The following is a 24875-nucleotide window of genomic DNA, read 5'->3' as shown; positions in this document are numbered from 1 at the left end:
GCCCTACCCGCCCCCGGCGTACCCAGGCGGGTATTACGACCCGATGGCGCCCTACGGCCGGCACCCGCTGACCGGCGAGCCCTACTCGGACAAGTCCAAGGTGGTCGCCGGCCTGCTGCAGTTGCTCGGCCTGTTCGGGCTGGTCGGCATCGGTCGCATCTACCTCGGCTACACCGGCCTCGGTATCGCCCAGCTGCTGGTCGGACTGGTCACCTGCGGGTTGGGTGCGGTCATCTGGGGCATCATCGACGCTGTCCTGCTGCTCACCGACAAGGTCCGCGACCCGCAGGGTCGCCCCCTGCGCGATGGAACTTAAGGCCCCGGCCCCGTCGAAACCGGTGCTGATCGGCACCGGCGTGGCGTTGGCGGGCAGCCTGGCCTATGTCGGTCTGGCCGACCCGCACAAGCCGGGGTTCCTGTTCCCCGGCTGTCCGTTCAAGCTGATGACCGGCCTGAACTGCCCGGCCTGTGGTGGCCTGCGGATGACCCATGACCTGCTCACCGGCAATATCGGGGCCGCTGTCGTCGACAACGTGTTCCTGCTGGTCGGCCTGCCCCTGTTACTCGTGTGGCTGGTGGTGCGGTGGCGGCTGGGCAAGAGGCTGATGCCGGTCGCGGCCACCGTCACGGTCGTCGCCGCGGCCGCCGTCTGGACGGTGGTGCGTAACTGGCCGGGGTTCCCGCTGGTCCCCACGCTTTCGGCTGGGTAGCTGGGTGTCTGCGCTGATACACTGACTTTTCGGGCCGACGCAGTCCCTCGACACCATCTCCAAGACTGCGGAGGTATTTCAGTTGCTGTTCTCGGCACTCCCCGACGCGCAGGGTCTGTACGACCCGGACAACGAATCCGACTCGTGCGGCGTCGCCATGATCGCCGACATCCAGGGTCGTCGTTCGCACACCCTGGTGACGGATGCGCTGAACGCTCTGGAGAACCTCGAGCACCGCGGTGCGGTCGGTGCCGAACCCAACACGGGTGACGGCACCGGCATCCTGCTCCAACTGCCGGTCGAATTACTCAGAGCTGTAGTCGATTTCGCACTTCCCGAGCCGAACGCCAACGGCGAGAACACCTTCGCTGCCGGTATCTGCTTCCTGCCGCAGGACCCCGTCGAACGCTCGGCCGCCCGGGAATATATCGAGGCGATCGCCGTCGAAGAGAACCTGGAAGTCCTTGGCTGGCGCGAGGTTCCGGTCGATCCGTCCGGTGCCGACGTCGGCGCGACCGCGGTCAGCTGCATGCCGTACATGGCTCAGCTGTTCGTCGCCGCCCCGGGTGCCCGCATCGGTGGACTGGACCTGGACCGCCGGGTGTACCCACTGCGCAAGCGCGCCGAAACCGGGCCGGTGTACTTCCCGTCGCTGTCCAGCCGCACCATGGCCTACAAGGGCATGCTCACCGAAAAGCAACTGCCGCTGTTTTTCCCTGACCTGCGCGACGAGCGGTGTAACAGCGCCATCGCGATCGTGCACAGCCGCTTCTCCACCAACACCTTCCCGTCGTGGCCCCTGGCGCACCCGTTCCGGTTCGTCGCCCACAACGGTGAGATCAACACCGTCCGCGGCAACCGCAACCGGATGCACGCCCGCGAGGCCAAGCTGGCCAGCTCGCTCATCCCCGGTGACCTGAGCCGGCTCTCGCCCATCTGCGCCAGCGCGGGCTCGGACTCGGCCTCCTTCGACCAGGTGCTCGAACTGCTGCACCTCGGCGGGCGCAGCCTGCCGCACGCCGTGCTGATGATGATCCCGGAGGCCTGGGAGAACAACACCACGATGAGCCCGCAGCGGCGGGCGTTCTGGCAGTTCCACGCTTCGCTGATGGAGCCGTGGGACGGGCCGGCCTGCGTCACCTTCACCGACGGTACCGTCGTCGGTGCGGTGCTGGACCGCAACGGTTTACGGCCCGGGCGCTGGTGGCGCACCATCGACGACCGCATCATCTTGGCGAGCGAGAGCGGCGTGCTCGACGTGCCCAGCGGCGAGGTGGTCGCCAAGGGCCGGCTGGAACCGGGCAAGATGTTCCTGATCGACACGGCCGCCGGCCGCATCGTCTCCGACGACGAGATCAAGGATCAGCTCGCCTCCGCCGAGGCGTACGACGAATGGCTGCACGCGGGTCTGCTGGATCTGAAGACCCTGCCGGATCGGGCTCGGGTGCAACCGAATCACGAATCCGTGGTGCGCCGGCAGGTGTCCTTCGGCTACACCGAGGAAGAGCTGCGCCTGCTGCTCACCCCGATGGCCGCCTCTGGGGCCGAGCCGCTCGGTTCGATGGGCACCGACACCCCGACGGCCGTGCTGTCGCAGCGCTCGCGGTCCCTCTACGACTACTTCGTGGAACTGTTCGCTCAGGTCACCAATCCGCCGCTGGATGCCATCCGGGAGGCCGTGGTGACGTCCATGGGTCGCGTCATGGGACCCGAGCAGAACCTGCTGGAGCCCAGCGCGGCATCGGCCCGCCAGATCATGTTGAGCTGGCCGGTGCTCGACAACGACGAGCTGAACAAGATCGTGCACATCAACGACGACGGTGAGCAGCCCGGATTACGCACCGCGGTGCTGCGGGCGCTGTACGACGTGGAGCGCGGCGGCGAGGGGCTGGCCGAGGCGCTGGAGGACCTGCGCGCCCGGGCCTGCGACGCTATCGCGAAAGGCGCTCGCACGCTGGTGATCTCGGACCGCGACTCCGATCACCGCAAGGCGCCCATCCCGTCGCTCCTGGCGGTGTCGGCGGTGCACCACCACCTGGTCCGCACCAAGGAACGCACCAGTGTGGCGCTGGTGGTGGAAAGCGGTGATGCCCGCGAGGTGCACCACATCGCCATGCTGATCGGTTTCGGTGCGGCAGCGGTCAACCCCTACCTGGCCTTCGAATCGATCGAGGACCTCATCCGCGAGGGCGAGCTCACCGGCATCGAACCGGCCACGGCGGTGCGCAACTACCTCAAGGCGCTCGGTAAGGGCGTCATGAAGGTGATGAGCAAGATGGGCATCTCGACCGTCGCCTCCTACACCGGTGCCCAGGCCTTCGAGGCCATCGGCATCGACCGCGAGGTCATCGACGAATACTTCACCGGCACACCGATGCAGCTGGGCGGTGTCGGACTGGACGTGCTGGCCGAAGAGGTGCGGTTCCGGCATCGCCGGGCCTACCCGGAGAACCCCACCGAGCGGGCCCACCGGCGGCTGTCGGTGGGCGGCGAGTACCAATTCCGCCGCGACGGCGAGTTGCACCTGTTCACCCCCGAAGTCGTTTTCCTGTTGCAGCATTCGACCAGGACCGGCCGGCGGGACGTCTTCGCCAAGTACTCCGAGGAAGTGAATCGGCTCAACCGTGAGGGCGGTGCCCTGCGCGGGCTCTTCGAGTTCAAGAAGGGCGTGCGGCCACCGGTCGCCCTGGAGGACGTCGAACCCGTCGACTCCATCCTGGCCCGGTTCAACACCGGCGCGATGAGCTACGGATCGATCTCGGCCGAGGCGCACGAGACCATGGCCATCGCCATGAACAACCTCGGCGGGCGGTCGAACAGTGGCGAGGGCGGCGAGGACGTCGATCGGCTCTACGACCCGAAACGCCGCAGCGCCGTCAAGCAGGTGGCCTCGGGCCGGTTCGGCGTCACCAGCGACTACTTGGTGAACGCCACCGACATCCAGATCAAGATGGCCCAGGGCGCCAAACCGGGTGAGGGCGGCCAGCTTCCGGGCTACAAGGTGTATCCCAATATCGCCAAGACCCGGCACTCGACGCCGGGTGTCGGGCTCATCTCGCCGCCACCGCACCACGACATCTACTCGATCGAGGACCTGGCGCAGCTGATCCACGATCTGAAGAACGCCAACGATCAGGCCCGTATCCACGTGAAGCTGGTCAGTTCGGTCGGTGTCGGCACCGTCGCCGCCGGGGTGTCCAAGGCGCACGCCGACGTGGTGCTGATCTCCGGCTACGACGGCGGAACGGGCGCGGCACCGCTGACCAGCCTCAAGCACGCGGGCGCCCCGTGGGAGATCGGTCTGGCCGACACCCAGCAGACCCTGGTACTCAACGGGTTACGCGACCGCATCACCGTGCAGTGCGACGGCGGCATGCGCACCGCCCGTGACGTGATGGTCGCCGCGCTGCTGGGCGCCGAGGAGTACGGATTCGCCACCGCACCGCTGGTGGTGGCCGGCTGCATCATGATGCGGGTCTGTCACCTCGACACCTGCCCGGTGGGAGTGGCCACCCAGAACCCGGAACTGCGGGCCCGGTTCAACGGTAAGCCGGAATTCGTGGAGAACTTCTTCCGGTTCATCGCCGAGGACATCCGGACCTATCTGGCCGAACTCGGCTTCCGCAGCCTCGACGAGGCGATCGGCCGCGTCGAGGTCCTGGACACCGCCGACGGTGTCGCGCACTGGAAGAGCCGCGGGCTGGACCTCAGCCCGATCTTCGCGCAGCCGACCGACCCGCACGGCGCCAAGCTGACCCAGCGGCGCCGGCTGCGCGATCAGGACCACGGCCTGGAGCGGGCGCTGGACCAGACGCTGATCCAGCTGGCCGAGGGTGCGCTCGAAGACGCCCACCCGGTCCGCCTGGAACTGCCGGTGCGCAACGTCAACCGCACCGTCGGCACCCTGCTCGGCGCGGAGGTGACCCGTCGTTACGGCGCCGCCGGACTGCCAGACGACACCATCCACGTCACCCTCACCGGTTCGGCGGGACAGTCGATCGGCGCCTTCCTGCCCCCGGGCATCACCCTGGAACTCATCGGCGACGCCAACGACTATGTGGGCAAGGGCCTTTCGGGCGGTCGGGTGATCGTCCGGCCCCCGGACGACGTGCTGTTCCTGCCGGAGGACAATGTCATCGCCGGCAACACGCTGGTGTTCGGCGCCACCTCCGGCGAGGTGTTCCTGCGCGGACGGGCCGGAGAACGGTTCTGCGCCCGCAACTCCGGTGCGCTGGCGGTGGTGGAGGGTGTTGGCGACCATGCCTGCGAGTACATGACCGGCGGGCGCGTGGTGGTGCTGGGTGACACCGGCCGCAACATCGGGGCCGGCATGTCCGGCGGTATCGCCTTCGTGCTGGGCCTGGACCCGGCGAAGGTGAACACCGAGATGGTGGAACTGCAGCGCCTCGAACCCGAGGACCTGACCTGGCTACATGACGTCGTCGCCCGGCATGCGCAGTACACCGACAGCACCGTTGCACGGTCGCTGCTCTCGGACTGGCCGCGGCGCAGCGCCCAGTTCACCAAGGTCATGCCGACCGATTACCAGCGTGTCCTGCAGGCCACCCGGATGGCGAAAGCCGAAGGGCGCGACGTGGACACCGCGATCATGGAGGCGAGCCGTGGCTGATCCCACCGGATTCCTGAAGGTTGTCAAGCGGGAGGCCGCCAAACGCCCCGTCGACGAGCGCGTCGGCGACTGGCGGGAGGTCTACGAGTCCCAGGAGCCGCGCAAGCGCGCCGCCGAGGTGTCCCAGCAGGCGCGGCGCTGCATGGACTGCGGTATCCCGTTCTGCCACTCCGGTACCGCGGGCTGCCCGCTGGGCAACCTCATCCCGGAATGGAACGACCTGGTGCGCCGCGGCCGCTGGGATGCTGCCATCGACCGGCTGCACGCCACCAACAACTTCCCGGAGTTCACCGGCCGGTTGTGTCCGGCGCCGTGCGAGGCGGCCTGCGTGTTGTCGATCGCCGACGAGCAGACCGGTGGCAGCGTCACCATCAAACGGATCGAACAGACCATTGCCGACCAGGCCTGGCTGGACGGCAGCATCGAACCGCAACCCGCGGCCATCTCCACCGGCAAGAGCGTCGCCGTCGTCGGCTCGGGTCCCGCGGGACTTGCTGCGGCCCAACAGCTCACCCGGGCCGGCCATCACGTCACCGTCTACGAACGCGATGACCGGATCGGCGGGCTGATGCGCTACGGGATCCCTGAGTACAAGCTGGAGAAGGCGACGCTGAACCAGCGACTGACTCAGATGCGGGCCGAGGGAACACGTTTCGTCACCGACTGCGAGGTGGGCGTGGACCTGCCGGTCGAGCGGCTGCGTGAGCAGTACGACGCGGTGGTGCTCGCCGTGGGTGCGCTGCGCGCCCGCGACAACGATGTCGAGGGCCGCCATCTGAGCGGTGTGCACCTGGCGATGGAGCACCTCGTGCCGGCCAACAAGGAATGCGAGGGCGACGGCGCCTCCGAGCTGTCCGCGGCCGGCAAGCATGTCGTGATCATCGGCGGTGGCGACACCGGCGCGGACTGCCTGGGCACCGCGCACCGGCAGGGGGCGCTGTCGGTCACCCAGCTGGACTACAACCCGGCGCCGCCGGAACTGCGCGACGAGTCCCTGAGCCCGTGGCCCACCTGGCCGCTGGTGCTGCGGACTTCGCCCGCACACGCCGAGGGCGGCGCGCGCCGCTTCGAGGTCGCCGTGCAGCGCTTCGTCGACGACGGCCGCGGCAATGTGTGCGCCATGGAGATCGCCGAGGTCAAGGTCGAACGCGACGCCAGCGGGCGGCGGGTCATCACCCCGGTCGGCGAGCCGCTGGAGATCCCGTGTGACCTGGCCCTGCTGGCCATCGGTTTCGAGGGCGTCGAGCACATGGCGCTGCTGGGCGGGCTGGATCTGACGCTGACCAAACGCGGCACGTTGTCCTGCGGTTCGGACTGGCAGACCGATGCGCCCGGGGTGTTCGTGTGTGGGGATGCCCACCGCGGTGCGTCGCTGATCGTGTGGGCGATCGCCGAGGGGCGCAGTGCCGCGCACGCGGTGGATGCGTTCCTGATGGGGGAGTCGGACCTGCCGGCACCGGTCCGGCCGGGCACCCTCCCGCTGGCCGCCGTCTAGCGCCGTCTCGATCTGGACTGACCCGGCCTGACCCGGGCGGATCCGTTCTGAATGGTCTTCTGAATCGATCATGACTATGCTCGTGAGGCGTGAATAGACGCGGAAAGATCGTCTGTACCCTCGGCCCAGCCACCGGCACCGACGAGATGGTGAAGGCCCTCGTCGAAGCCGGCATGGACGTCGCCCGGCTGAACTTCAGCCACGGCGAGCATTCCGATCACGAAGGCAACTACCGGCGGGTCCGGGCGGCATCGGACGCCGCCGGGCGAGCCGTCGGTATCCTCGCCGACCTGCAAGGACCCAAAATCCGGCTGGGCCGGTTCGCCACCGGTGCCACCCTGTGGCAGGCCGGTGAGACGATCCGGATCACCGTCGAAGACTTCATGGGCACCCATGACCGGGTGTCCACCACCTACAAGCAGCTGGCCAACGATGCCGCCCCGGGCGACCGCCTGCTGGTCGACGACGGCAACGTCGGCCTGGTCGTCGAACACGTCGACGGCAACGACGTGGTGTGCACCGTCACCGAGGGCGGCCGGGTCAGCAACAACAAGGGCCTGTCGCTGCCCGGCATGAACGTCTCGGTGCCCGCTTTGAGCGAGAAGGACATCGCCGATCTGGAGTTCGCGCTGAACCTGGGCGTCGACCTGGTCGCGCTGTCCTTCGTGCGCTCCCCGGCCGATATCGAGCTGGTGCACGAGGTGATGGACCGGGTCGGGCGCCGGGTGCCGGTGATCGCCAAGCTGGAGAAGCCCGAGGCCGTCGACAACCTCGAGGCCATCGTGCTCGCCTTCGACGCCATCATGGTCGCCCGCGGTGACCTCGGCGTCGAGCTGCCGCTGGAAGAGGTTCCGCTGGTGCAGAAGCGGGCCATCCAGATGGCAAGGGAGAACGCCAAACCCGTCATCGTCGCCACCCAGATGCTGGAGTCGATGATCGAGCACTCGCGCCCCACCCGCGCCGAGGCGTCCGATGTCGCCAACGCCGTCCTCGACGGTGCCGACGCGGTGATGCTCTCCGGCGAGACCTCGGTGGGCAAGTACCCGTTGGAGACGGTGCGCACCATGGCGCGCATCGTGGCGGCCGTGGAGGACAACTCGACCGCGGTTCCGCAGCTGACCCACACCCCGCGCACCAAACGCGGCGTCATCTCCTACGCCGCGCGCGATATCGGTGAGCGGCTGGACGCCAAGGCGCTGGTGGCGTTCACCCAGTCCGGCGACACCGTGCGCCGGCTGGCCCGGTTGCACACCCCGCTGCCGCTGCTGGCCTTCACCCCGCTGCCCGAGGTGCGCAGCCAGCTCGCGCTGACCTGGGGCACCGAGACGTTCATCGTCCCGCACATGCAGACCACCGACGGGATGATCCGACAGGTCGACGAATCACTGTTGTCGCTGGGCCGCTACAAGCGCGGTGACCTGGTGGTCATCGTCGCGGGTGCCCCGCCCGGCACAGTAGGCTCGACCAACCTGATCCACGTGCACCGGATCGGGGAGGACGACCACGCGTAGACCAACGCGTAGACCAAGGGGGACTTTTGTCGGCAGAGCACCTGCAGGAACTGCTGACGGTCCTCGACCTCACCCGGCGGGATGAGGACGCGTTCGTCGGAACGCACCCGAGCATCAACCCGGTCCGCACCTTCGGCGGCCAGATGATGGCGCAGGCGTTCGTCGCGGCCAGCCGCACCGTGCCCGAGGGGTTGCCGCCGACCACGCTGTCGATGCATTTCATCGCCGGCGGCGATCCGGCCAAAGACCTGGAATTCCAGGTGGTTCGACTGCGTGACGAGCGCCGGTTCGCCAACCGGCGGGTGGACGTCACCCAGGACGGTGTGCTGTTGGGCACCGCCTTGGTGTCGCATCTGGCCGGCGGCCGCGGCCTGGAGCACAGCGCCGCGTTGCCCGACGTTCCGCACCCGGACACGTTGCCCACCATCGACGACCTGCTGGTCGGGTACGAGGAGACGGTGCCGCTGTTCGTGGCCGCGCTGAAACCCATCCAGTGGCGCTACACGAACGACCCGGCGTGGGTGATGCGCGACAAGGGCGGCCAGTTGGACCACAACCGGGTGTGGCTGACCGCCGACGGCCCGATGCCCGAGGATCCGGTGTTGCACGCCGCGGCGCTGGTGTATTCCTCGGACACCACGGTGCTGGACCCGATCATCACCAGGCACGGGCTGTCGTGGGGGTTCGACCGGATCTTCGCGGTGACGATGAACCACACCGTGTGGTTCCACCAGCCGGTGCGGTTCGACGAGTGGATGCTGTACTCGACGTCGTCACCGGTGGCGTCCGACTCCCGGGGCCTGAGCAACGGGCACTTCTTCCGGGGTGACGGTCAGACCGTGGCCACGGTGATGCAGGAAGGCATCATCAAGTATTTCCCGCCCCGCTAGCGGGGTGTCGGTGCGATGGTCACGCCGTAGTCGTTCTCGACCTTGTCACGGAAGTTGTTCTCGCACTGCAATTGCGCGGCCCGGTCGTTGCCGGCTTGCTCCATGCAGCTGACGTAGTCGCCGATGCCCAGCTGGGAGAAGAACCCGATCCAGATCGGGATGAACACCAGACCCAGCACGATCGCCAACGCGCCCAACACGATTCCCGAGACGGCCAGCCCACCGTTGGTGGCCTCGCCGCGCTTGACGCGGCCCCTGGCCAGGAAACCGATGATCAGCGCGATCAATCCCAGGATGATCCCGCCTGCGATGGTCCAGGAGAACAGCAGTCCCAGCACGGCCAGGATGAGCGCGGCGATGCCGAGTCCGTTCCGCGGCGTCAGCGGCGGCGGCGGATAGCCGGCGTAGGGCTGCGGCGGTGGCGGTGGATACGGCCCCTGGTACTGCCCTGGGTATTGCTCGCCGTACGGCCCGAAGGAGCTCATGACTGGTCAGGGTACCCGTCGACGCGTAACTGCACCGCCGGACAACCGATGTCGTCGGGCAGATGGTGGGTCGCGACGACGACGGTGCGCTCGGGGCCGAACAGCTCGCCGGGGGTGAGCAGCCCGCGCAGCAGCCGGTCGCTGTCGGCCTCGTCGAGATGTTCGGTCGGCTCGTCGAGCAGCACGACGGGGAACTGCGAGATCAGCGCGCGGGCCAGCAGCAGGCGCCGGCGCTGCCCGGCCGACACCGCGGCGGCGCCGCCGGTCAGGATGGTATCCAGCCCGTCGGACAGCCCGGTGATCCAGTCGTGCAAGCCCACCCGGTCCAGCGCGGTGAGCAGTTCGTGATCGGTCGCGTCGCCGCGCGCCACCAGCAGGTTGTCCCGCACCGTGGTGTCGAACAGGTGCGCGTCCTCGGCGAAAAACGCTGCGGTCAGCGGATTTTCAGGATACTCATGGGCGATCTTCATCAACAGGGTGGTCTTGCCGCTGCCGCTGGACCCCAGCACGGCCAGCCGTTCACCGGAGCCGAGCACCACCTCGGGGGTTTCGGGCCGCTGCCGGCCATCCGGGGTCGGTTCGGTGATGTCACCGATTCGCCGAGCGGCCATCCGGGCCCGCACCAGTGCCACCGCGGCGGTGGGCAGCGCCGTGGTCGCCTCGAACGCGGACAGCGGCACCAGCATCAGGATGGCCAGCGTGGTCGGCGCGGTGACCGGCGCCAGGCCGATCCCGATCACCACCGCCGACACGACGGCGGCCCCGACGGCGGCGGTGGACGCCGCGGCGGCCAGCGCGCCGGGCGTCGCGGCACGGTCCAACTCGTGCCCCCAATCCCGTTGTTGGCGTTCGGCTTCGGTGATCACCTCGGCAAGCCGCCCGCCCACCCGCAACTCGGCGGCATGCTCCAGCGCCAGCATCGCCGCGGTGTCCCTGGCGCTGTGGTGCCGCGCGGCCAGCCGCTCGGCCGACATGCAGGCCCGGCCCGCCAACCACGGTGCCAGCACCCCGGCCACCACCAGGCAACCGGCCAGTACCACCGCCGCCGCGGGCGCGATCATCGCGATGATCGTCACGGCGGCCCCCGACAGCAGGACGGCCACACAGGCCGGCAGCACCGCGCGCACCAGCACATCGGCCAATTCGTCCACCGAGCTGCCGACCCGCTCCACCAATTCACCGCTGTGCATGCGCAGCGCGGTGTCCGGCGGCAGCTCGGTCAGCCGGCGGTACAGGCCGACGCGCGCCGCGCCGGCCGATCGCAAGGCGGTGTCGTGGATGGCCAGCCGTTCGCAGTAGCCGAACACCCCCCGCGAGATGCCCAGCGCGCGCACCGCGACCACCGCGACGGTCAGATCAAGTACCGGCGGCATCTGCCAGGCGCGGGTGATCAGCCAGGCCGACACCGTGGCCAGGGCCAGGGCACTGCCCAGCGCCAGGGTGCCGAACAGCACCGCCAGCAGCAGCCGCGGCATGCGCGGACGCAGCAGGTGCAGCACGTCACGAGGGGACATGGGCGGCACCTCCCACGGTGATCACCCGGTCCGCCGCGGCCAGCACCGGCGCCCGGTGCCCGATCATCAGCACGGTCGCCCTCGCGTGCGCCCGCGCCCCGATCGCCGCCAGCACCCGGCGCTCGGTGCCGGCGTCCAGGTGCGCGGTCGGCTCGTCGAGCAGCAGCACCGGCGCGGCCGACCCCAGCGCCCGGGCCAGCCCCAGCCGCTGCCGCTGGCCCTGCGACAGGCCCACCCCGCCACGTCCCAGCAGGGTGTCCAGGCCGTCCGGCAGGGTGGCCAGCACCTCGTCGAAACCCGCTTCGCGACATGCTTTTTCCAGGTCGGTCAGCGGCCCGAACAGCTCCAGGTTGGCGCGCACCGTGCCGGGCAACAGCACCGGCCGCTGCGGCAGCCAGGACACCTGTGCCCACCATGTCCGCAGGTCGACGTCGGCGATGTCGGTGTCACCGATGAGCACCCGGCCCGCGGTGGCCGGGGTGAGGCCCAGGATGACGTCGAAGGCGGTGGACTTGCCCGTGCCGTTGGGGCCGGCGAGCACGGTGACCTCGCCGGGGACCGCGCGGGCGGTCAGCCGGTCCGGCGCCGGGCCGTCGCGGCCGATGACGGTGACCTCGTCCAAGACGATGATGCGGCCGTGCGGTGTCCGGGCGCCGGGATTTCGGGCCGGCACCGTCTCCCGCAGCCGGCGTGCCGCGTCGGCCGCGGTCTTGCCGTCCTGCGCGGCGTGGAACTGGACGCCCACCCTGCGCAACGGCCAGAACACCTCGGGCGCCAGCAGCAGCGCGGTCAGCCCGGCAGCCAAGGTCATCTCGCCGAACACCAGGCGCAGCCCGACGCTCACCGCCACCAGTGCGACACCGAGGGTGGCCAGCAATTCCAGCACGGCGGCCGACAGAAAGGCGATCCGCAGGGTGGCCATCGCCGAACGGCGATGCGCGGCAGCCAGTTCGGCGATGCGGTGCGCGGGCCCGCCGGCCCGGCCCAGGGCGCGCAGGGTCGGGATCCCGGCGACCAGGTCGAGCAACCGGGATTGCAGCGTGGTCATGGCCGCCAGTGCCGCGGCCGACCGGTCGGCGGTGAGTCGCCCGATCAGGATCATGAACAGCGGAACGAGCGGCAGTGCGACCGAAACGATCAGTGCCGCTTGCAGATCGGTCGCGGCGATCACCACCACGGTGAGCGGAGTCAGGATGCCGGCCAGCGCCACCGCGGGCAGGTAACCGGTGAAGTAGGGGCGCAACCCGTCCAGGCCGCGGGTGAGGATCACCGCGGATTCGGCGCGGACCGCGACGAGGTCCTGCGGGGTCCGCTCGGTGACCGAGTGCAGCACCCCGGCGCTGAGCTCACCGATCACCGCGGTCGCGGCGCGCTGGCTCATGCGGGCCTGCAGCCACGACCCCGCCGAGCGAATGATCCACAGTGCCACCAGGATCGACAATTGTCCCGACCAGTGCGAGAGACTGCGCGTCGCCGGGTCGGTGATCACCCCGGCGACGATGTGGGCCAGCACCCACGCCGAGGCCACCGTCGCGGCGCTGATCAGTGCCCCGCAGGCCACCGATGCGGCGAGGTAACGCCGCATGGCGGGGGAGAGCCCGGGTATCACGGCAGCCGCGGCGAGAGCCCCGCGGGGTCGGGTATCCGCTCGGCCGAGATGCGCTGCCGGAACACCCAATACGTCCAGGCCTGGTAGGCGATGACCAGTGGTGTCACCAGTACGGCCGCCCAGCTCATGATGGTCAGGGTGTAGCCGCTGGACGACGCATTGTGGATGGTCAGGCTCCAGGACGGATCCAGGGTGGACGGAATCAGATTCGGGTACAGGCAGCCGAACAGCAGCACCACCACCGCCGCGATGACCGTTGCGGTGGCCGTGAAGGCCCAGCCGTCGCCGCCGCGGCTCCACACCAGCATCACCGCGCCCAGCTGGGCCACCACGGCCACCCCGAGCACCAGCCATGTCCAGTCCTTGCCGTGCGCCAGCTGGGTCCACAGACCGAACGCGGCGACCAGCACGGTCACCGGCATGGCCAGCCGGACGCTGAACCTGACCGCGTGATCGCGCACGGCGCCTGCGGTTTTCAGGGCCACGAACACCGAGCCGTGGAACAGGAACAGGCCGCAGGTGGCCAGGCCGCCCAGCAGCGTGTACGGATTCAAGACGTCACCGATCGACAGCTGCATCTGGTGGTCGGCGTCGACGGGAAGACCGCGCAGCAGCATCGCGAAGGCGACACCCCACAGCACGGCGGGCACCCAGGAGCCCACGGCGATGCCGATATCGGCCCAGCGGCGCCAGTTCGGATCGTTGATCTTGCCCCGCCATTCGATGGCGCAGATGCGCATGATCATCGACACCAGAATCGCCAGCAGGGGCAGGTAGAGACCGGAGAACAGGGTGGCGTACATGCCGGGGAAGGCCGCGAACATGGCACCGCCGGCGGTGATCAACCAGACTTCGTTGCCGTCCCATACCGGGCCGATGGTGTTCAGCACCGCACGGCGGTGCTTCTCGGCAAGGGTGTCATTCCCCGTCGCTTCGCTCGCCCCGCCGGAATTTCCCGTCGCGGCCCGCCCGAACACCGCCATCAGCATCCCCACGCCGAAGTCGAAACCCTCCAGCACCAGGAAGCCGAGGAACAGCGCGGCCAGGATGATGAACCAGAACGTCTGTAAGTCCATGGCACGCCTCCTAGTAGGCGAACGACAGCGGCGCGACTTCGTCCTCGCCGGGTGGGGCTGGGGGGACCGGTTCGGTGTCGTGCTCCAGCGGTCCTTCGACGACGTAGCGTCGGATCAGCCAGAACCAGATCACCGCCAACACCGCGTAGAGGGCGGTGAACACGATCAGCGAAAGCCACACCGTGGCCGCCGAGTTGTGCGAGACACCCTGTTGCACGGTGAGCCGCACCATCTGATCACCGGTGGGGTTCGGCGCGACGACCCAGGGTTGCCGGCCCATCTCGGTGAACACCCACCCGGCGCTGTTGGCCAGGAACGGGGTGGGCAGGGTGAGCAGTGCGAACCACGCGAACCAGCGTTGCCGCGGTATCCGGCCACCCCGTGTCAGCCATAGCGCCGTGATCGCGAAAAGCATTGGCAGTGCCATGAATCCGATCATCGCGCGGAAAGACCAGTACGTGACGAACAGGTTCGGCCGGTAGTCGCCGGGCCCGAACTTCTCCTGGTAGGAGGCCTGCAGATCCTTGACGCCCGCCAACTCGACGCCGGTGAACTTGCCCTCGGCCAGGAACGGCAGCACATAGGGCACTTCGATCAGGTGGGTGACGCTGTCGCAGTTGTTGTGCGTGCCGACCGTCAGCACCGAGAACATCGGGTCGGTCTCGGTGTGGCACAACGATTCCGCGGACGCCATTTTCATCGGCTGCTGCTGGAACATCAGCTTGCCCTGCGCGTCACCGGTGAGGAACAGGCCGGCCGCGGCGACGAACGAGACCGCACAACCCAGGATGGTCGCCGGACGGTACATGGTGCGGGCTTCGTCGCTGTCGGGGCGCCGCACCATCCACCAGGCGCACACGCCAGCCACGAAGGTACCGGCCACCAGGAAGGAGCCGGTGACCGCGTGCGGGAACGCGGCCCATGCCGTGTTGTTGGTGAACAGCGCGCCGATACTGGTCAATTCGGCGCGACCGGTCTCCGGATTGTAGTGGGCGCCCACGGGGTGCTGCATGAACGAGTTGGCGGCGATGATGAAGAACGCCGACGCATTCACCGCAAGGGCCACGATCCAGATGCAGGCCAGGTGCACCAGCCGCGGCAGCCGGGTCCAGCCGAAGATCCACAGTCCGAGGAAGGTCGATTCGAAGAAGAAGGCGACCAGACCTTCCATGGCCAGCGGGGCGCCGAAGACATCGCCGACGAACCGGGAGTATTCGCTCCAGTTCATCCCGAATTGGAATTCCTGGACGATACCGGTCGCCACGCCGAGGGCGAAGTTGATCAGGAACAGCTTGCCGAAGAACCGGGTGAGCCGGTACCACGCCGTGTTGCCGGTGATCACCCAGACGGTCTGCATCACCGCGATGAGCGGGGCGAGCCCGATCGTGAGCGGAACGAAGATGAAGTGGTAGACGGTGGTGATTCCGAACTGCCACCGCGACACGTCCAGCGCGTCCATGTGCACCAACTCCCGGGCTGCGGGTCTTTCTACGGCTCTGTAGAACTACGACAAACTGTAGTAGACAACTGGCCCGCCTGCCCACAAACGTGGCGCAGGCAACTCATGACGCCGGTTGCGGCTCTGGACTCGGGCCGCCGTCGGTCAGCTTCTTGGAGGCCGACCGGATGCCGAACGCGGTGGCGACCTCCATCAGGCCGATGACCACCAGCCAGATGCCCGTCACCAGGGCCAGTGTCGCGATCGACGCGAACGGCGAGGCGAGCACCACGATCCCGGCGATCAAGCTGATCACCCCGACGAAGATGTTCCAGCCCCTGGCGGGCAGGGTCGGGTCGCTGATCGCCGACACCGCGGTGGCCACCCCACGGAAGATGAATCCCACGCCGATCCAGATGGCCAGCAGCAGCACGGCGTCATACAGATGCCGGAACGACAGCACCGCCAGGATGACCGACGCGGCACCGCTGATGAACAACAGCACCCGGCCGCCGGCCGACACGTGCAGGCTGAATGCGAAGACGACCTGGGCGATACCGGTGATCAGCAGGTACGCCCCGAAGAAGCTGGCCGCCACCACGATGGAGATCTTCGGCCAGGCCAGCACCGCGGCGCCCAGCACGACCGCGAGAACACCTGACACCAGCGTGGATTTCCACAGGTGAGGCAGCAGACTGGGAGGAGCGACAGTTGTCATAGGCGCAGTCTCCCACAGCGTCAATAACCGGTGGACGATTACCGCACACCAAGATCTGAAGGTCGTTAATCTTCGGTTACCGGCACTGCGCGCTGGGGTCACTGTGGTTAACGTCTTCGGGTTGGAGCAGTAGCAGAAGATGTCGGTGGCGCACGAGCCCGACGAGGAAAGAGGAACTGTGGCAGTTGGATGTAAGAGCCGTCGGATCGCGGTCTGGCGGGTCGCGGCGGTGTTCGCGGCAACCGGTGCGCTGGCCTTGTCGGGCTGCGCCAAGAACGAGGACAGCGCCGCGCCGTCCACCACGACGACGGCCGCTTCGGCCGAGAAGGTCGAGGCCATCGCCAACACCGTTCCCGAGGCCATCAAATCCTCCGGCAAGCTCATCGTGGGCGTGAACATTCCCTACGCGCCCAACGAGTTCAAGGACGAGAGCGGCAAGATCGTCGGCTTCGACGTCGACCTGGTCAACGCGGTCGCCGCCACGCTGGGCCTCAAGGCCGAGTTCCGTGAGTCCGATTTCGCCAAGATCATCCCCTCGGTCCAGGGCGACACCTTCAACATCGGGATGTCCTCCTTCACCGACACCAAGGAGCGGGAACAGTCGGTCGATTTCGTGACGTACTTCTCCGCAGGTATCCAGTGGGCCCAGCCCAAGGGCGGCTCGATCGACCCGAACAACGCCTGCGGCAAGAAGGTCGCCGTCCAGGCCACCACCACCGAGGAGACCGACGAACTGCCCGCCAAGAGCAAGGCGTGCACCGATGCCGGTAAGCCGGCCATCGAGATCCTGAAGTTCGACAGCCAGGACGCGGCCACCAACGCGGTGGTGCTGGGTCAGGCCGACGCCATGTCGGCGGACTCGCCGGTGACCCTCTACGCCATCAAGCAGAGCAACGGCAAGCTGGAAACCGCAGGCGAGACCTTCGAATCCGCGCCGTACGGCTGGCCGGTGAAGAAGGGGTCGCCGCTGGCGCAGTCGCTGGTGCAGGCGCTGCAGCACCTGATCGACAACGGCACCTACAAGCAGATCGCCACCAACTGGGGTGTCGAGTCGGGCATGATCGACAAGCCGGTGATCAACGGAGCGATCAACTGAGCGAAACCGAAGTTTCCCAAACGCCACCACCGATCGACGCGGTACCCCTGCGCCACCCGTGGCGGTGGGTGGGGGCCGCGCTGATCATCGCGGCGACCGCGCTGTTCCTCTACGGCGCGGCCACCAACGACGCCTACCGCTGGTCGGTGTACCGCAAATACCTCTTCGATCAGCGGCTGCTGGAGGGTGCGTGGAACACCTTGCAGCTCACCGTCTATTCGATGGTGCTGGCGATCCTGCTCGGCATCGTCCTGGCCGTGATGCGGTTGTCGCCCAATCCGGTGTTCCGGTCGGTGTCCTGGGTGTTCCTCTGGATCTTCCGCGGCACTCCGGTGTACGTGCAGTTGGTGTTCTGGGGCCTGTTCCCGACGATCTACAAGAACCTGCAGCTGGGTATCCCCTTCGGCCCGACCTTCTTCGAGCTGAACCTGCAGGCGTTGTCGATACCGTTCCTGCTGGCGGTCATCGGCCTGGGGCTCAACGAGGGCGCCTACATGGCCGAGATCATCCGCGCCGGCATCTCCTCGGTGCCCGAGGGGCAGTCCGAGGCGTCGACGGCTCTGGGCATGTCGTGGGGGATGACCATGCGGCGCACCGTGTTGCCGCAAGCCATGCGGGTGATCATCCCGCCGACCGGCAACGAGATCATCAGCATGCTCAAGACCACCTCGCTGGTGACGGCGGTGCCGTATTCGTATGACCTGTACGGCATCGCGGTCCGTGACATCGGCGGCCGGATCTTCGAGCCGGTACCGATGCTGATGGTGGCCGCCACCTGGTATCTGGTGGTGACGAGTCTGCTGATGGTCGGTCAGTTCTACCTGGAGCGGTACTTCTCCAGGGGCGCGTCGCGCAAGCTGACCACCAAACAGCTTGAGGCGCTGGCGAAAGCACAAGCCGGGACAGGTGGGATGTGACCGTGCAAGATACGGTGCAAGATTCGGTTCGGTCCGAGCCGATGGTCAAAGCCGAACAGGTGTGCAAGAGCTTCGGCGCGCTGCACGTCCTCAAGGGCATCACGCTGGAGATCGGCCGGGGTGAGGTGCTGGTGCTGGTCGGGCCGTCCGGTTCGGGCAAGTCCACCTTCCTGCGCTGCATCAATCACCTGGAAGAGGTCACCGCCGGGCGACTGTACGTCGACGGCGAACTCGTCGGGTACCGCGAACGGGGCGGCAAACTCCATGAGCTGAGCCCCAAGGACGCGGCCCGGCAACGCCGCGACGTGGGCATGGTGTTCCAGCACTTCAACCTCTTTCCGCACCGCACCGCGCTGGAGAACGTCATCGAGGCGCCGGTTCACGTCAAACGGGTCAAACGCGATACCGCCCTGACCCGGGCCAAGGACCTGCTCGCCCAGGTCGGGCTGGCCGACAAGGCCGGTGCCTACCCGGCGCAGTTGTCCGGTGGTCAGCAACAGCGGGTGGCCATCGCCCGGGCACTGGCCATGAGTCCCAAGCTGATGCTGTTCGACGAGCCGACCTCGGCGCTGGACCCGGAACTGGTCGGCGAGGTGCTGGGGGTCATGAAGAACCTGGCCCGCGAGGGCATGACGATGGTGGTGGTGACCCACGAGATGGGGTTCGCCCGTGAGGTCGCCGACAAGGTGGTCTTCATGGACGGCGGTGTCGTGGTGGAGAGCGGCGCACCGCGAGAGGTGCTGTCCAATCCTCAGCACGAGCGCACGAAAGCCTTTCTGTCCAAGGTGATGTAGCGGCGGTGGCGAGCGTGTCCGACCCGGCGGCACCGCTGTGGCGGGCCGCGCAGGTGTTCCGGTTGCTCAGCTGGGTGTACGCGCTGGTGTTCCAGCTGTCGAAGAACGCCGAGCTGGCCCGACCGGTGCTGGGCTGGGTCCTGTTCGGTGGGCTGACCGGCTGGAGCGTGGTGTGCGCGGTGGGCTATCTGCGCGGGTTCGGCCGCCGCCGGGCCTGGGTGTTGGCGGAGGTAGCGGTGGTGGTGGCGTTGATGTCCTCCACGCCGCTGGTCGCCTCGCAGGCGTGGACGTTGGCCAACCAGACCTGGCCGACCACGCTATGGGCCACCAACGCCGTTGTCTCCGCTGCCATTCTGGCCGGGCCGGTGGCCGGGATGCTGACGGGGCTGATCGTCATGGGCACGGCCGCCGCCCTCAAGGGCTCGATCTCGGTGGATCTGGTGCGCACCCCGACCATCCTCATCGAACTGGCCGTGGGGCTGGCGGTCGGCATGGCCGCGTCCACGGCCCGTCGTGCACACGACGAACTCGAGCGGGCCACCCGGCTGGCCGCCGCCCTCGCCGAACGGGAACGACTGTCCCGCGAGGTGCATGACGGTGTCATGCAGGTGCTCGCCCTGGTGTCCCGGCGGGGCCGCGAAATCGGCGGTCCAGCAGTGCAATTGGCCGAGGCGGCCGGCGAGCAGGAGCGGGCGCTGCGCCGGTTGATCAGCGAGCGAAGCGACGCGGTATCGGCCGACGCGACAGAGGCGTCGTCCGCGGTGACCGATCTGGGTGCCCGGCTGCACAAGTACGAATCCGACCGGGTGGCCGTCAGCCTGCCGGCCACCGCGGTGCAGCTGGACACCCCGGTGGCCGACGAGGTGCTGGCCGCCGTGGTGAACGTGTTGACCAATGTCGAGCGGCACGCCGGCCCGGATGCGCACGCCTTCGTCCTGCTCGAGGATCTCGGTGACGCGGTGGTGGTCAGCATCCGTGACGACGGGCCGGGCATCCCGCCGGGCCGGCTGGCCGAAGCCGAAGAGCAGGGGCGCGTCGGGGTGTCGAAATCGATCGTGGGGCGGATGCGGGCACTCGGCGGCGAGGCGCTGCTGACGACATCGGAAGGCGGGGGGACCGAGTGGGAGCTGACGGTGCCGAGAACGCTGCGGCGGCCGGCGTGATGACGACGGTCATGGTGGTCGACGACCATCCGATCTGGCGTGACGCGGTGGCACGCGATCTGGCCGAGGACGGCTTCGACGTGGTGGCCACGGCGGACGGGGTCGGATCGGCGCGCCGGCGGGCGGCGGCGGTCCAACCCGATGTGGTGGTGATGGACATGCGGCTGTCCGACGGGACCGGAGCGCAGGCCACCGTCGAGGTGCTGGCCGTCTCGCCGTCGTCGCGCATCCTGGTGCTGTCGGCCTCCGACGAGCGCGATGACGTGTTGGAGGCGGTGAAGGCCGGTGCCACCGGATACCTGGTGAAAAGCGCGTCCAAGGCCGAATTGGGGGCGGCGGTCCGCGCGACCGCACAAGGCAGGGCGGTGTTCACGCCGGGTTTGGCGGGACTGGTGCTGGGGGAGTATCGGCGCATCGCCCAGCAGCCGCCCGACGGTCCGGCCGGGCCCAGCCTCACCGACCGGGAGACCGAGATACTGCGCTACGTCGCAAAGGGGTTGACCGCCAAGCAGATCGGTGAACGGTTGTCGCTCAGCCACCGCACCGTGGAGAACCACGTGCAGGCCACCTTCCGGAAGCTCCAGGTCGCCAACCGCGTCGAGCTGGCCCGCTACGCGATCGAACACGGGTTGGACCGCGAGCCCGAAGTCGAGTAGTCCTACTCATCCGCGGAGCCCCGGTCCCGCGCGACGATGACGGGCATGACCGAACCGCAGCAGACGCTCGCCCGGCTCGCCGCCGAGTTCGCCACCATCGCCGGCCAGTTGCACCGCGCTTCCGCCGAGCTGCAGCAGTTGGCCGTCATGGTCCACTCCCAGCCCGTGCAGCCGCCGGTGTACTGGCCCTATCCGCCGCAGCCGGTCCAGGCGACGGCCCCGCCACCCCCGCCGGCGCCGCCGCGCCAGGACCCGCCGTCGAACTGGATCGGCAAGGCGCTGGCGGTGGCCGGAGTCGCGGTGACGTTGATCGGGGTGGTCCTGCTGGTGGTGCTCGCCGCCCAAGCAGGGTTGCTCGCCCCACCCGTGCGGGTGGCCGGTGGGGCGGTGTTGGCACTCACCCTGGTGGGTGCCGCCTGCTGGCTGCGAGTCCGGCCCGGTGGCGATCTCGGCGCAACGGCCTTGGCTGCCACCGGTATCGCCACCGGGTACATCGACGTCGTCGCCGTCACCACGATCTACGACTGGCTGCCCGCGGCGCCGGGTCTGCTGCTGTCGGCCCTGGTGGGTGGCGGCGGCCTGGTGCTGGCCCGGCGGTGGGCGAGCGAGCAGCTGGCGCTGCTGGTCCTGGTGCCGTTGATCGTGCTGGCGCCGATCGTGGCGGGTGGCATCACGCTGCTGCTGGTGGGTTTCATGCTGGCGCTGTCGGCGGCGACGCTGCCCGTCCAGCTCGGCCGTGACTGGGTGGGGATGTACGTGGCGCGGACGGTCGCCGGCAGCGCGCCGGTGCTGCTGGCGCTGGTGGGGATCGCCTTCGGTGCCGGACGCGATCCGTGGCTGGCCGGGGCGTGCGCCATCGCGGCGGTGTTGTCTCTCGGCTCGGCGTTGATCCTGTTGCCGCACAGTGCACATCGGACCGCCGTGGCATTGACCGCGGCGCTGGGCGCCCTGCCGCTGCTGGCCGTGTCGGCCGCGACGCCGCACGTGCCCGCGGCGCTGATGGCGGCCGCCCTGTCGGCGGGCACGTTGGCGATCGTCCTGGCCGCCGGTCGGATCCCCGGGGTGACGGCGCCGGTTCGCCACATCTGGACGGCGCTGGCCGCCGTCGCGGCGCTGGTTGCTGTCGGTGTCGGCTTCGCCGGACCGGTCGCGGTCCCGCTGTTGCTGGCCATGGCGGTGCTCACGGCGGTCGCCGGGCGGCACAGCGTGGCCGCGCAGTGGTCGGCGGCATTCTTCGGCACCGTCGGCGGGCTGGGGCTGATGTCCATGGCCGGGCCGGTGACGTTGGCCTCGGCGACGGTGCTCACCACGCCGGATGCCGTCTCGGTGCTGATCTCGGCGGTGTTGGTGGGCGGATATGCCGGCGTGCAGTGCTGGTCGGTCCGGCAGCGGATCGAGGGCGATCTGCTGCGACTGTTGTTGGGTGGGGCGGCGCTGGTGCTGGTGTATGCCGTGACGGTGTTCACCGTGACGGCCGGGGTGTTGATCGCCGGGCCGGACGGGGGATTCCTGGCCGGGCACATGGTGGCGACGATCTGCTGGATCGCGTTGGCGGCGGCCCTGTTCGGTTATGCCGCACGCCGGCCCCGCGTGGACCGGTCGTTGCCGATCGGCGCCGGCATGACCCTGGTCGCGGCGGCGGTCGCGAAACTGTTCGTGTTCGACCTCGGCACTCTGGACGGCATGTTCCGGGTGGCGGTGTTCATGGTGGTGGGCCTGGTGCTGCTGGGCATGGGTGCCGGTTATGCCCGGTTGTTGAGTCATCAGGACCAGAATCGGGCCTAGTTTTCTGGAATCATTCCAGAAAATGTGTCGTTGTCGAAAGTATGAGCACTTCAACTCGACGCAACGAAACCGATATCCAGGGATTCCGGGCCTCCGCCCAGCTGACTGCCGCGCTGCAGCAGGTTCTGGTCGACATGATCGAACTGCATCTGCAGGGCAAGCAGGCGCATTGGAACGTGGTGGGCACCAACTTCCGCGACCTGCACCTGCAGCTGGACGAGCTCGTCGATTTCGCCCGCGAAGCCAGCGACACCATCGCCGAGCGGATGCGCGCGCTGGACGCAGTCCCCGACGGACGGTCCGACACCGTCGCGGCGACCACCACGTTGCCCGCCTTCCCGCCCTATGAGCGCAGCACCGGCGACGTGGTGGATCTCGTCGTCACGCGCATCTACGCGGCGGTGGCGACCCTGCGCGGTGTGCACGACACGGTGGACGCGGAGGATCCGAGCACCGCTGACGCGTTGCATCAGCTGATCGACGGCCTGGAGAAGCTGGCCTGGCTGATCAAATCGGAGAACCGGAAGGTGTGAGCTCGTCCGGCAGCGCGTCCGCCGGCTTGCGGCCGACGAGATACCAGGTGTGCATCAGGCCCTTGCCCTTGACCTCCACGTGGCCGCGTTCCTCGAACAGGTAGCTGTCCTTGATGCGGACGTAGACATCATGGGGCACCTGGATCCGGCCGACTTCGTCGGTGCTCTCCATGCGGGAGGCGACGTTCACGGCGTCACCCCAGACGTCGTAGAAGAACTTGCGTGATCCCACCACACCCGCGACCACCGGCCCGGCGGCAATGCCGATACGTAACGGCACCGCACGGCCGCGGTGGTCGCGCAGCCCGTCGACGGTGGCGGCCATGTCCAATGCCAGGCAGGCCAGCGCCTCGACGTAGTCGGGGCGCGGCTGCGGCACTCCGCTGACCACCATGTACGAGTCGCCGCTGGTCTTGATCTTCTCCAAGTGGTGCCGGTCGACCAGCCGGTCGAAGTCGGTGTAGAGCCGGTTGAGGAAAACCACCAGATCCGCTGGGGTGGTCTCACTGGCCTGCTGGGTGTAGCCGGCGATATCGGCGAACAGGATGGCGGCGTCGTCGTATCCGTCGGCGATGACGCCGTTGTCGCGGTCTTTCAGCCGGGCGGCCACGCTGTTGGGGAAGATGTTCGCGAGCAGTGCCTCGGACTTGTCGTACTCCTGCTGCAGTGCGCGCTCGGCACGGTCGATGCGCCGGATCGCCGAGTACACCACGGTGACCACCATGACGCTTGCTGTGGCAACGGTGATGGTGAAGGAGACCCGCATCTCCAGCGGCGATTGCAAGGCCGTGCTGCGCGGAACCAGCCATTCCAGTGCCACCACCAACCCCGCGCCGATCGCCACGAGCGTCGACGCGAACACGATGTGGTCGGTCCCCACGATCAGCACCAACAGCGCCGCGGCGACCACGAAATAGAACTGCAGGCCCGAGCCGGTGCCCAGTTGGCTGCACAGATATGCCGTGGAGGCGTAGGCAACCGCGACGAATGCCGACGCCGCGACCATCGCGCCGAACCGATACAACATCGGAACGGCCATGAAAAACATTGCGGTGGCTAGGTTTACCGCCGCGAGGTACCACAGCTCCCGGCCGAGGAACAGCTGGGCCACGCCGTAACCGCCGGTGATCGCGGTGGCGATGCGGCAGCTGATGGTGAGCGCGGCGAAGCGTCGGCCGGACGCATCTTCGTACTGCTGCCGACCCGCCGGCAGATCCGGGAGGCAGCGCCCTTGGCCGCCGACAGCCACGTGCCGAGGCTACTCCCACATGCCAGGACGGCGGGCCGAAACCGGTGATCGTTTGCCCGGTCGGGTAGACGTTGTCCAGGGACCGCCGCCGGCGGGCTGTCGACCGAACGTACGACGCGTCGCTTGAATTTGCTGGATCGTCAGGAGATGGTGCCCGATCATGCTCCTGTGGCGGCGGTACACCGCTGGTGTTGGTGTGCATTGTGTCCATTACCTGGACAGTTGCTGTGTTCGCCAGGTGGTGCGGGAGGGTCGGGTCGGCAGGGCCGTCCGATGGGAGCATTTGCCATAAGTGCGATTATTGCCGACACCAATTGCAATTTGCACTCAAGTAAATTGTTTGCCACACAATCCGGCGGTGCTGGCAAATTCTCTGGGACTTTTTCTTACCCACAAGTAAGTTTCGCGAAATGCCGCTACATCGGTTAATTTCCTAGCACTGTCGGACCTACATCGATGATGTTGTGGCAAAAAAATTCAGAGGTGGTCATCATGTGGGGTTCTCGTCCTGGGCTCGTGCGCCGTATTGGGGCTCTTCACAGATGAGGGTGTAGAGGTGGTTGGCGCGTCGTTGCCGGGATAGAGGTCGAGGTCTCTCGAAAATGA

At 68.1% G+C, this 24875-nt stretch carries 20 protein-coding genes; 13 read left to right on the top strand and 7 right to left on the bottom strand.

Annotated features, from left to right (window positions below):
- From AWB94_RS24325 to AWB94_RS24300, 6 genes are all read left to right on the top strand, one after another.
- A partial coding sequence (locus AWB94_RS24325; RefSeq protein WP_085122517.1) for an NINE protein occupies positions 1 to 316 on the top strand: 316 nt, incomplete at its 5' end.
- The gene (locus tag AWB94_RS24320; RefSeq protein ID WP_062654679.1) at positions 306 to 710 is read left to right on the top strand and encodes a DUF2752 domain-containing protein; all 405 of its coding nucleotides are present in this window, start codon (positions 306 to 308) and stop codon (positions 708 to 710) included. The genes AWB94_RS24325 and AWB94_RS24320, both read left to right, overlap by 11 nt.
- Positions 711 to 792: 82 nt before the next feature.
- Positions 793 to 5340, top strand: a complete 4548-nt coding sequence (gene gltB, locus AWB94_RS24315; RefSeq protein ID WP_062654680.1) for a glutamate synthase large subunit — start codon at positions 793 to 795, stop codon at positions 5338 to 5340.
- Positions 5333 to 6835: a glutamate synthase subunit beta gene (locus AWB94_RS24310; RefSeq protein ID WP_062654681.1), complete on the top strand. Its 1503-nt coding sequence runs from the start codon at positions 5333 to 5335 to the stop codon at positions 6833 to 6835. Before gltB ends, AWB94_RS24310 begins: the two co-directional genes overlap by 8 nt.
- 89 nt (positions 6836 to 6924) lie before the next feature.
- On the top strand, positions 6925 to 8346 hold the full coding sequence (gene pyk / locus AWB94_RS24305) for a pyruvate kinase (protein WP_062654682.1): 1422 nt from the start codon (positions 6925 to 6927) through the stop codon (positions 8344 to 8346).
- 26 nt (positions 8347 to 8372) lie between these two features.
- Positions 8373 to 9236: an acyl-CoA thioesterase II gene (locus AWB94_RS24300; protein ID WP_062654683.1), complete on the top strand. Its 864-nt coding sequence runs from the start codon at positions 8373 to 8375 to the stop codon at positions 9234 to 9236.
- Here AWB94_RS24300 and AWB94_RS24295 read toward each other — a convergent pair.
- The 6 genes from AWB94_RS24295 to AWB94_RS24270 all read right to left on the bottom strand — a co-directional run bounded on the left by AWB94_RS24295 (position 9233) and on the right by AWB94_RS24270 (position 16094).
- Complete coding sequence (locus AWB94_RS24295) at positions 9233 to 9721, bottom strand: DUF4190 domain-containing protein (protein ID WP_062654684.1); 489 nt, start codon at positions 9719 to 9721, stop codon at positions 9233 to 9235. The genes AWB94_RS24300 and AWB94_RS24295 overlap by 4 nt on opposite strands.
- Positions 9718 to 11235 (bottom strand): ATP-binding cassette domain-containing protein, encoded by a 1518-nt coding sequence (locus AWB94_RS24290; RefSeq protein ID WP_062654685.1) that lies wholly within the window; start codon positions 11233 to 11235, stop codon positions 9718 to 9720. The genes AWB94_RS24295 and AWB94_RS24290 overlap by 4 nt, the downstream gene beginning before the upstream one ends.
- Positions 11222 to 12820, bottom strand: a complete 1599-nt coding sequence (cydD, locus tag AWB94_RS24285; protein WP_062654686.1) for a thiol reductant ABC exporter subunit CydD — start codon at positions 12818 to 12820, stop codon at positions 11222 to 11224. Before cydD ends, AWB94_RS24290 begins: the two co-directional genes overlap by 14 nt.
- A 20-nt stretch (positions 12821 to 12840) precedes the next feature.
- Positions 12841 to 13920 (bottom strand): cytochrome d ubiquinol oxidase subunit II, encoded by a 1080-nt coding sequence (gene cydB / locus AWB94_RS24280; RefSeq protein WP_062654687.1) that lies wholly within the window; start codon positions 13918 to 13920, stop codon positions 12841 to 12843.
- A gap of 10 nt (positions 13921 to 13930) precedes the next feature.
- Positions 13931 to 15379, bottom strand: a complete 1449-nt coding sequence (locus tag AWB94_RS24275; protein WP_062654688.1) for a cytochrome ubiquinol oxidase subunit I — start codon at positions 15377 to 15379, stop codon at positions 13931 to 13933.
- Between the two features lie 103 nt (positions 15380 to 15482).
- Positions 15483 to 16094, bottom strand: coding sequence for an HdeD family acid-resistance protein (locus AWB94_RS24270; protein ID WP_409365950.1), 612 nt, complete (start codon positions 16092 to 16094; stop codon positions 15483 to 15485).
- 121 nt (positions 16095 to 16215) lie between these two features.
- On the opposite strand from AWB94_RS24270, the gene AWB94_RS24265 reads away from it, so the two are divergent.
- Genes AWB94_RS24265 through AWB94_RS24235 form a run of 7 tightly spaced genes read left to right on the top strand, consistent with a single transcriptional unit; the run spans position 16216 to position 23020 of the window.
- Positions 16216 to 17172 (top strand): ABC transporter substrate-binding protein, encoded by a 957-nt coding sequence (locus AWB94_RS24265; protein WP_062654690.1) that lies wholly within the window; start codon positions 16216 to 16218, stop codon positions 17170 to 17172.
- Positions 17169 to 18089 carry an amino acid ABC transporter permease gene (locus tag AWB94_RS24260; protein WP_062654691.1) on the top strand — a complete coding sequence of 307 codons (921 nt, stop codon included), beginning with the start codon at positions 17169 to 17171 and terminating at the stop codon, positions 18087 to 18089. Before AWB94_RS24265 ends, AWB94_RS24260 begins: the two co-directional genes overlap by 4 nt.
- A 41-nt stretch (positions 18090 to 18130) precedes the next feature.
- On the top strand, positions 18131 to 18883 hold the full coding sequence (locus AWB94_RS24255; protein WP_062654713.1) for an amino acid ABC transporter ATP-binding protein: 753 nt from the start codon (positions 18131 to 18133) through the stop codon (positions 18881 to 18883).
- 5 nt (positions 18884 to 18888) lie between these two features.
- A complete protein-coding gene (macS, locus tag AWB94_RS24250) occupies positions 18889 to 20046 on the top strand; it encodes a MacS family sensor histidine kinase (RefSeq protein ID WP_109761953.1) in 1158 nt (385 codons plus the stop codon).
- A complete protein-coding gene (locus tag AWB94_RS24245; protein ID WP_062654714.1) occupies positions 20046 to 20702 on the top strand; it encodes a response regulator in 657 nt (218 codons plus the stop codon). Before macS ends, AWB94_RS24245 begins: the two co-directional genes overlap by 1 nt.
- 45 nt (positions 20703 to 20747) lie before the next feature.
- Positions 20748 to 22487, top strand: a complete 1740-nt coding sequence (locus AWB94_RS24240; protein ID WP_062654692.1) for a DUF2339 domain-containing protein — start codon at positions 20748 to 20750, stop codon at positions 22485 to 22487.
- A 41-nt stretch (positions 22488 to 22528) separates the two neighbouring features.
- Entirely contained in the window at positions 22529 to 23020 is a 492-nt protein-coding gene (locus tag AWB94_RS24235; RefSeq protein ID WP_062654693.1) for a Dps family protein, read from the top strand.
- Here the strand turns inward: AWB94_RS24235 and AWB94_RS24230 are convergent.
- Positions 22995 to 24269, bottom strand: coding sequence for an adenylate/guanylate cyclase domain-containing protein (locus AWB94_RS24230; RefSeq protein WP_062654694.1), 1275 nt, complete (start codon positions 24267 to 24269; stop codon positions 22995 to 22997). The genes AWB94_RS24235 and AWB94_RS24230 overlap by 26 nt on opposite strands.
- Between the last annotated feature and the right edge of the window lie 606 nt (positions 24270 to 24875).

This window comes from Mycolicibacterium canariasense (assembly GCF_002101555.1).
Classification (GTDB): Bacteria; Actinomycetota; Actinomycetes; order Mycobacteriales; family Mycobacteriaceae; genus Mycobacterium; species Mycobacterium canariasense.
Note: the sequence above shows the minus strand (reverse complement) of the source record. Positions and strands in the feature narration are given on the sequence as shown.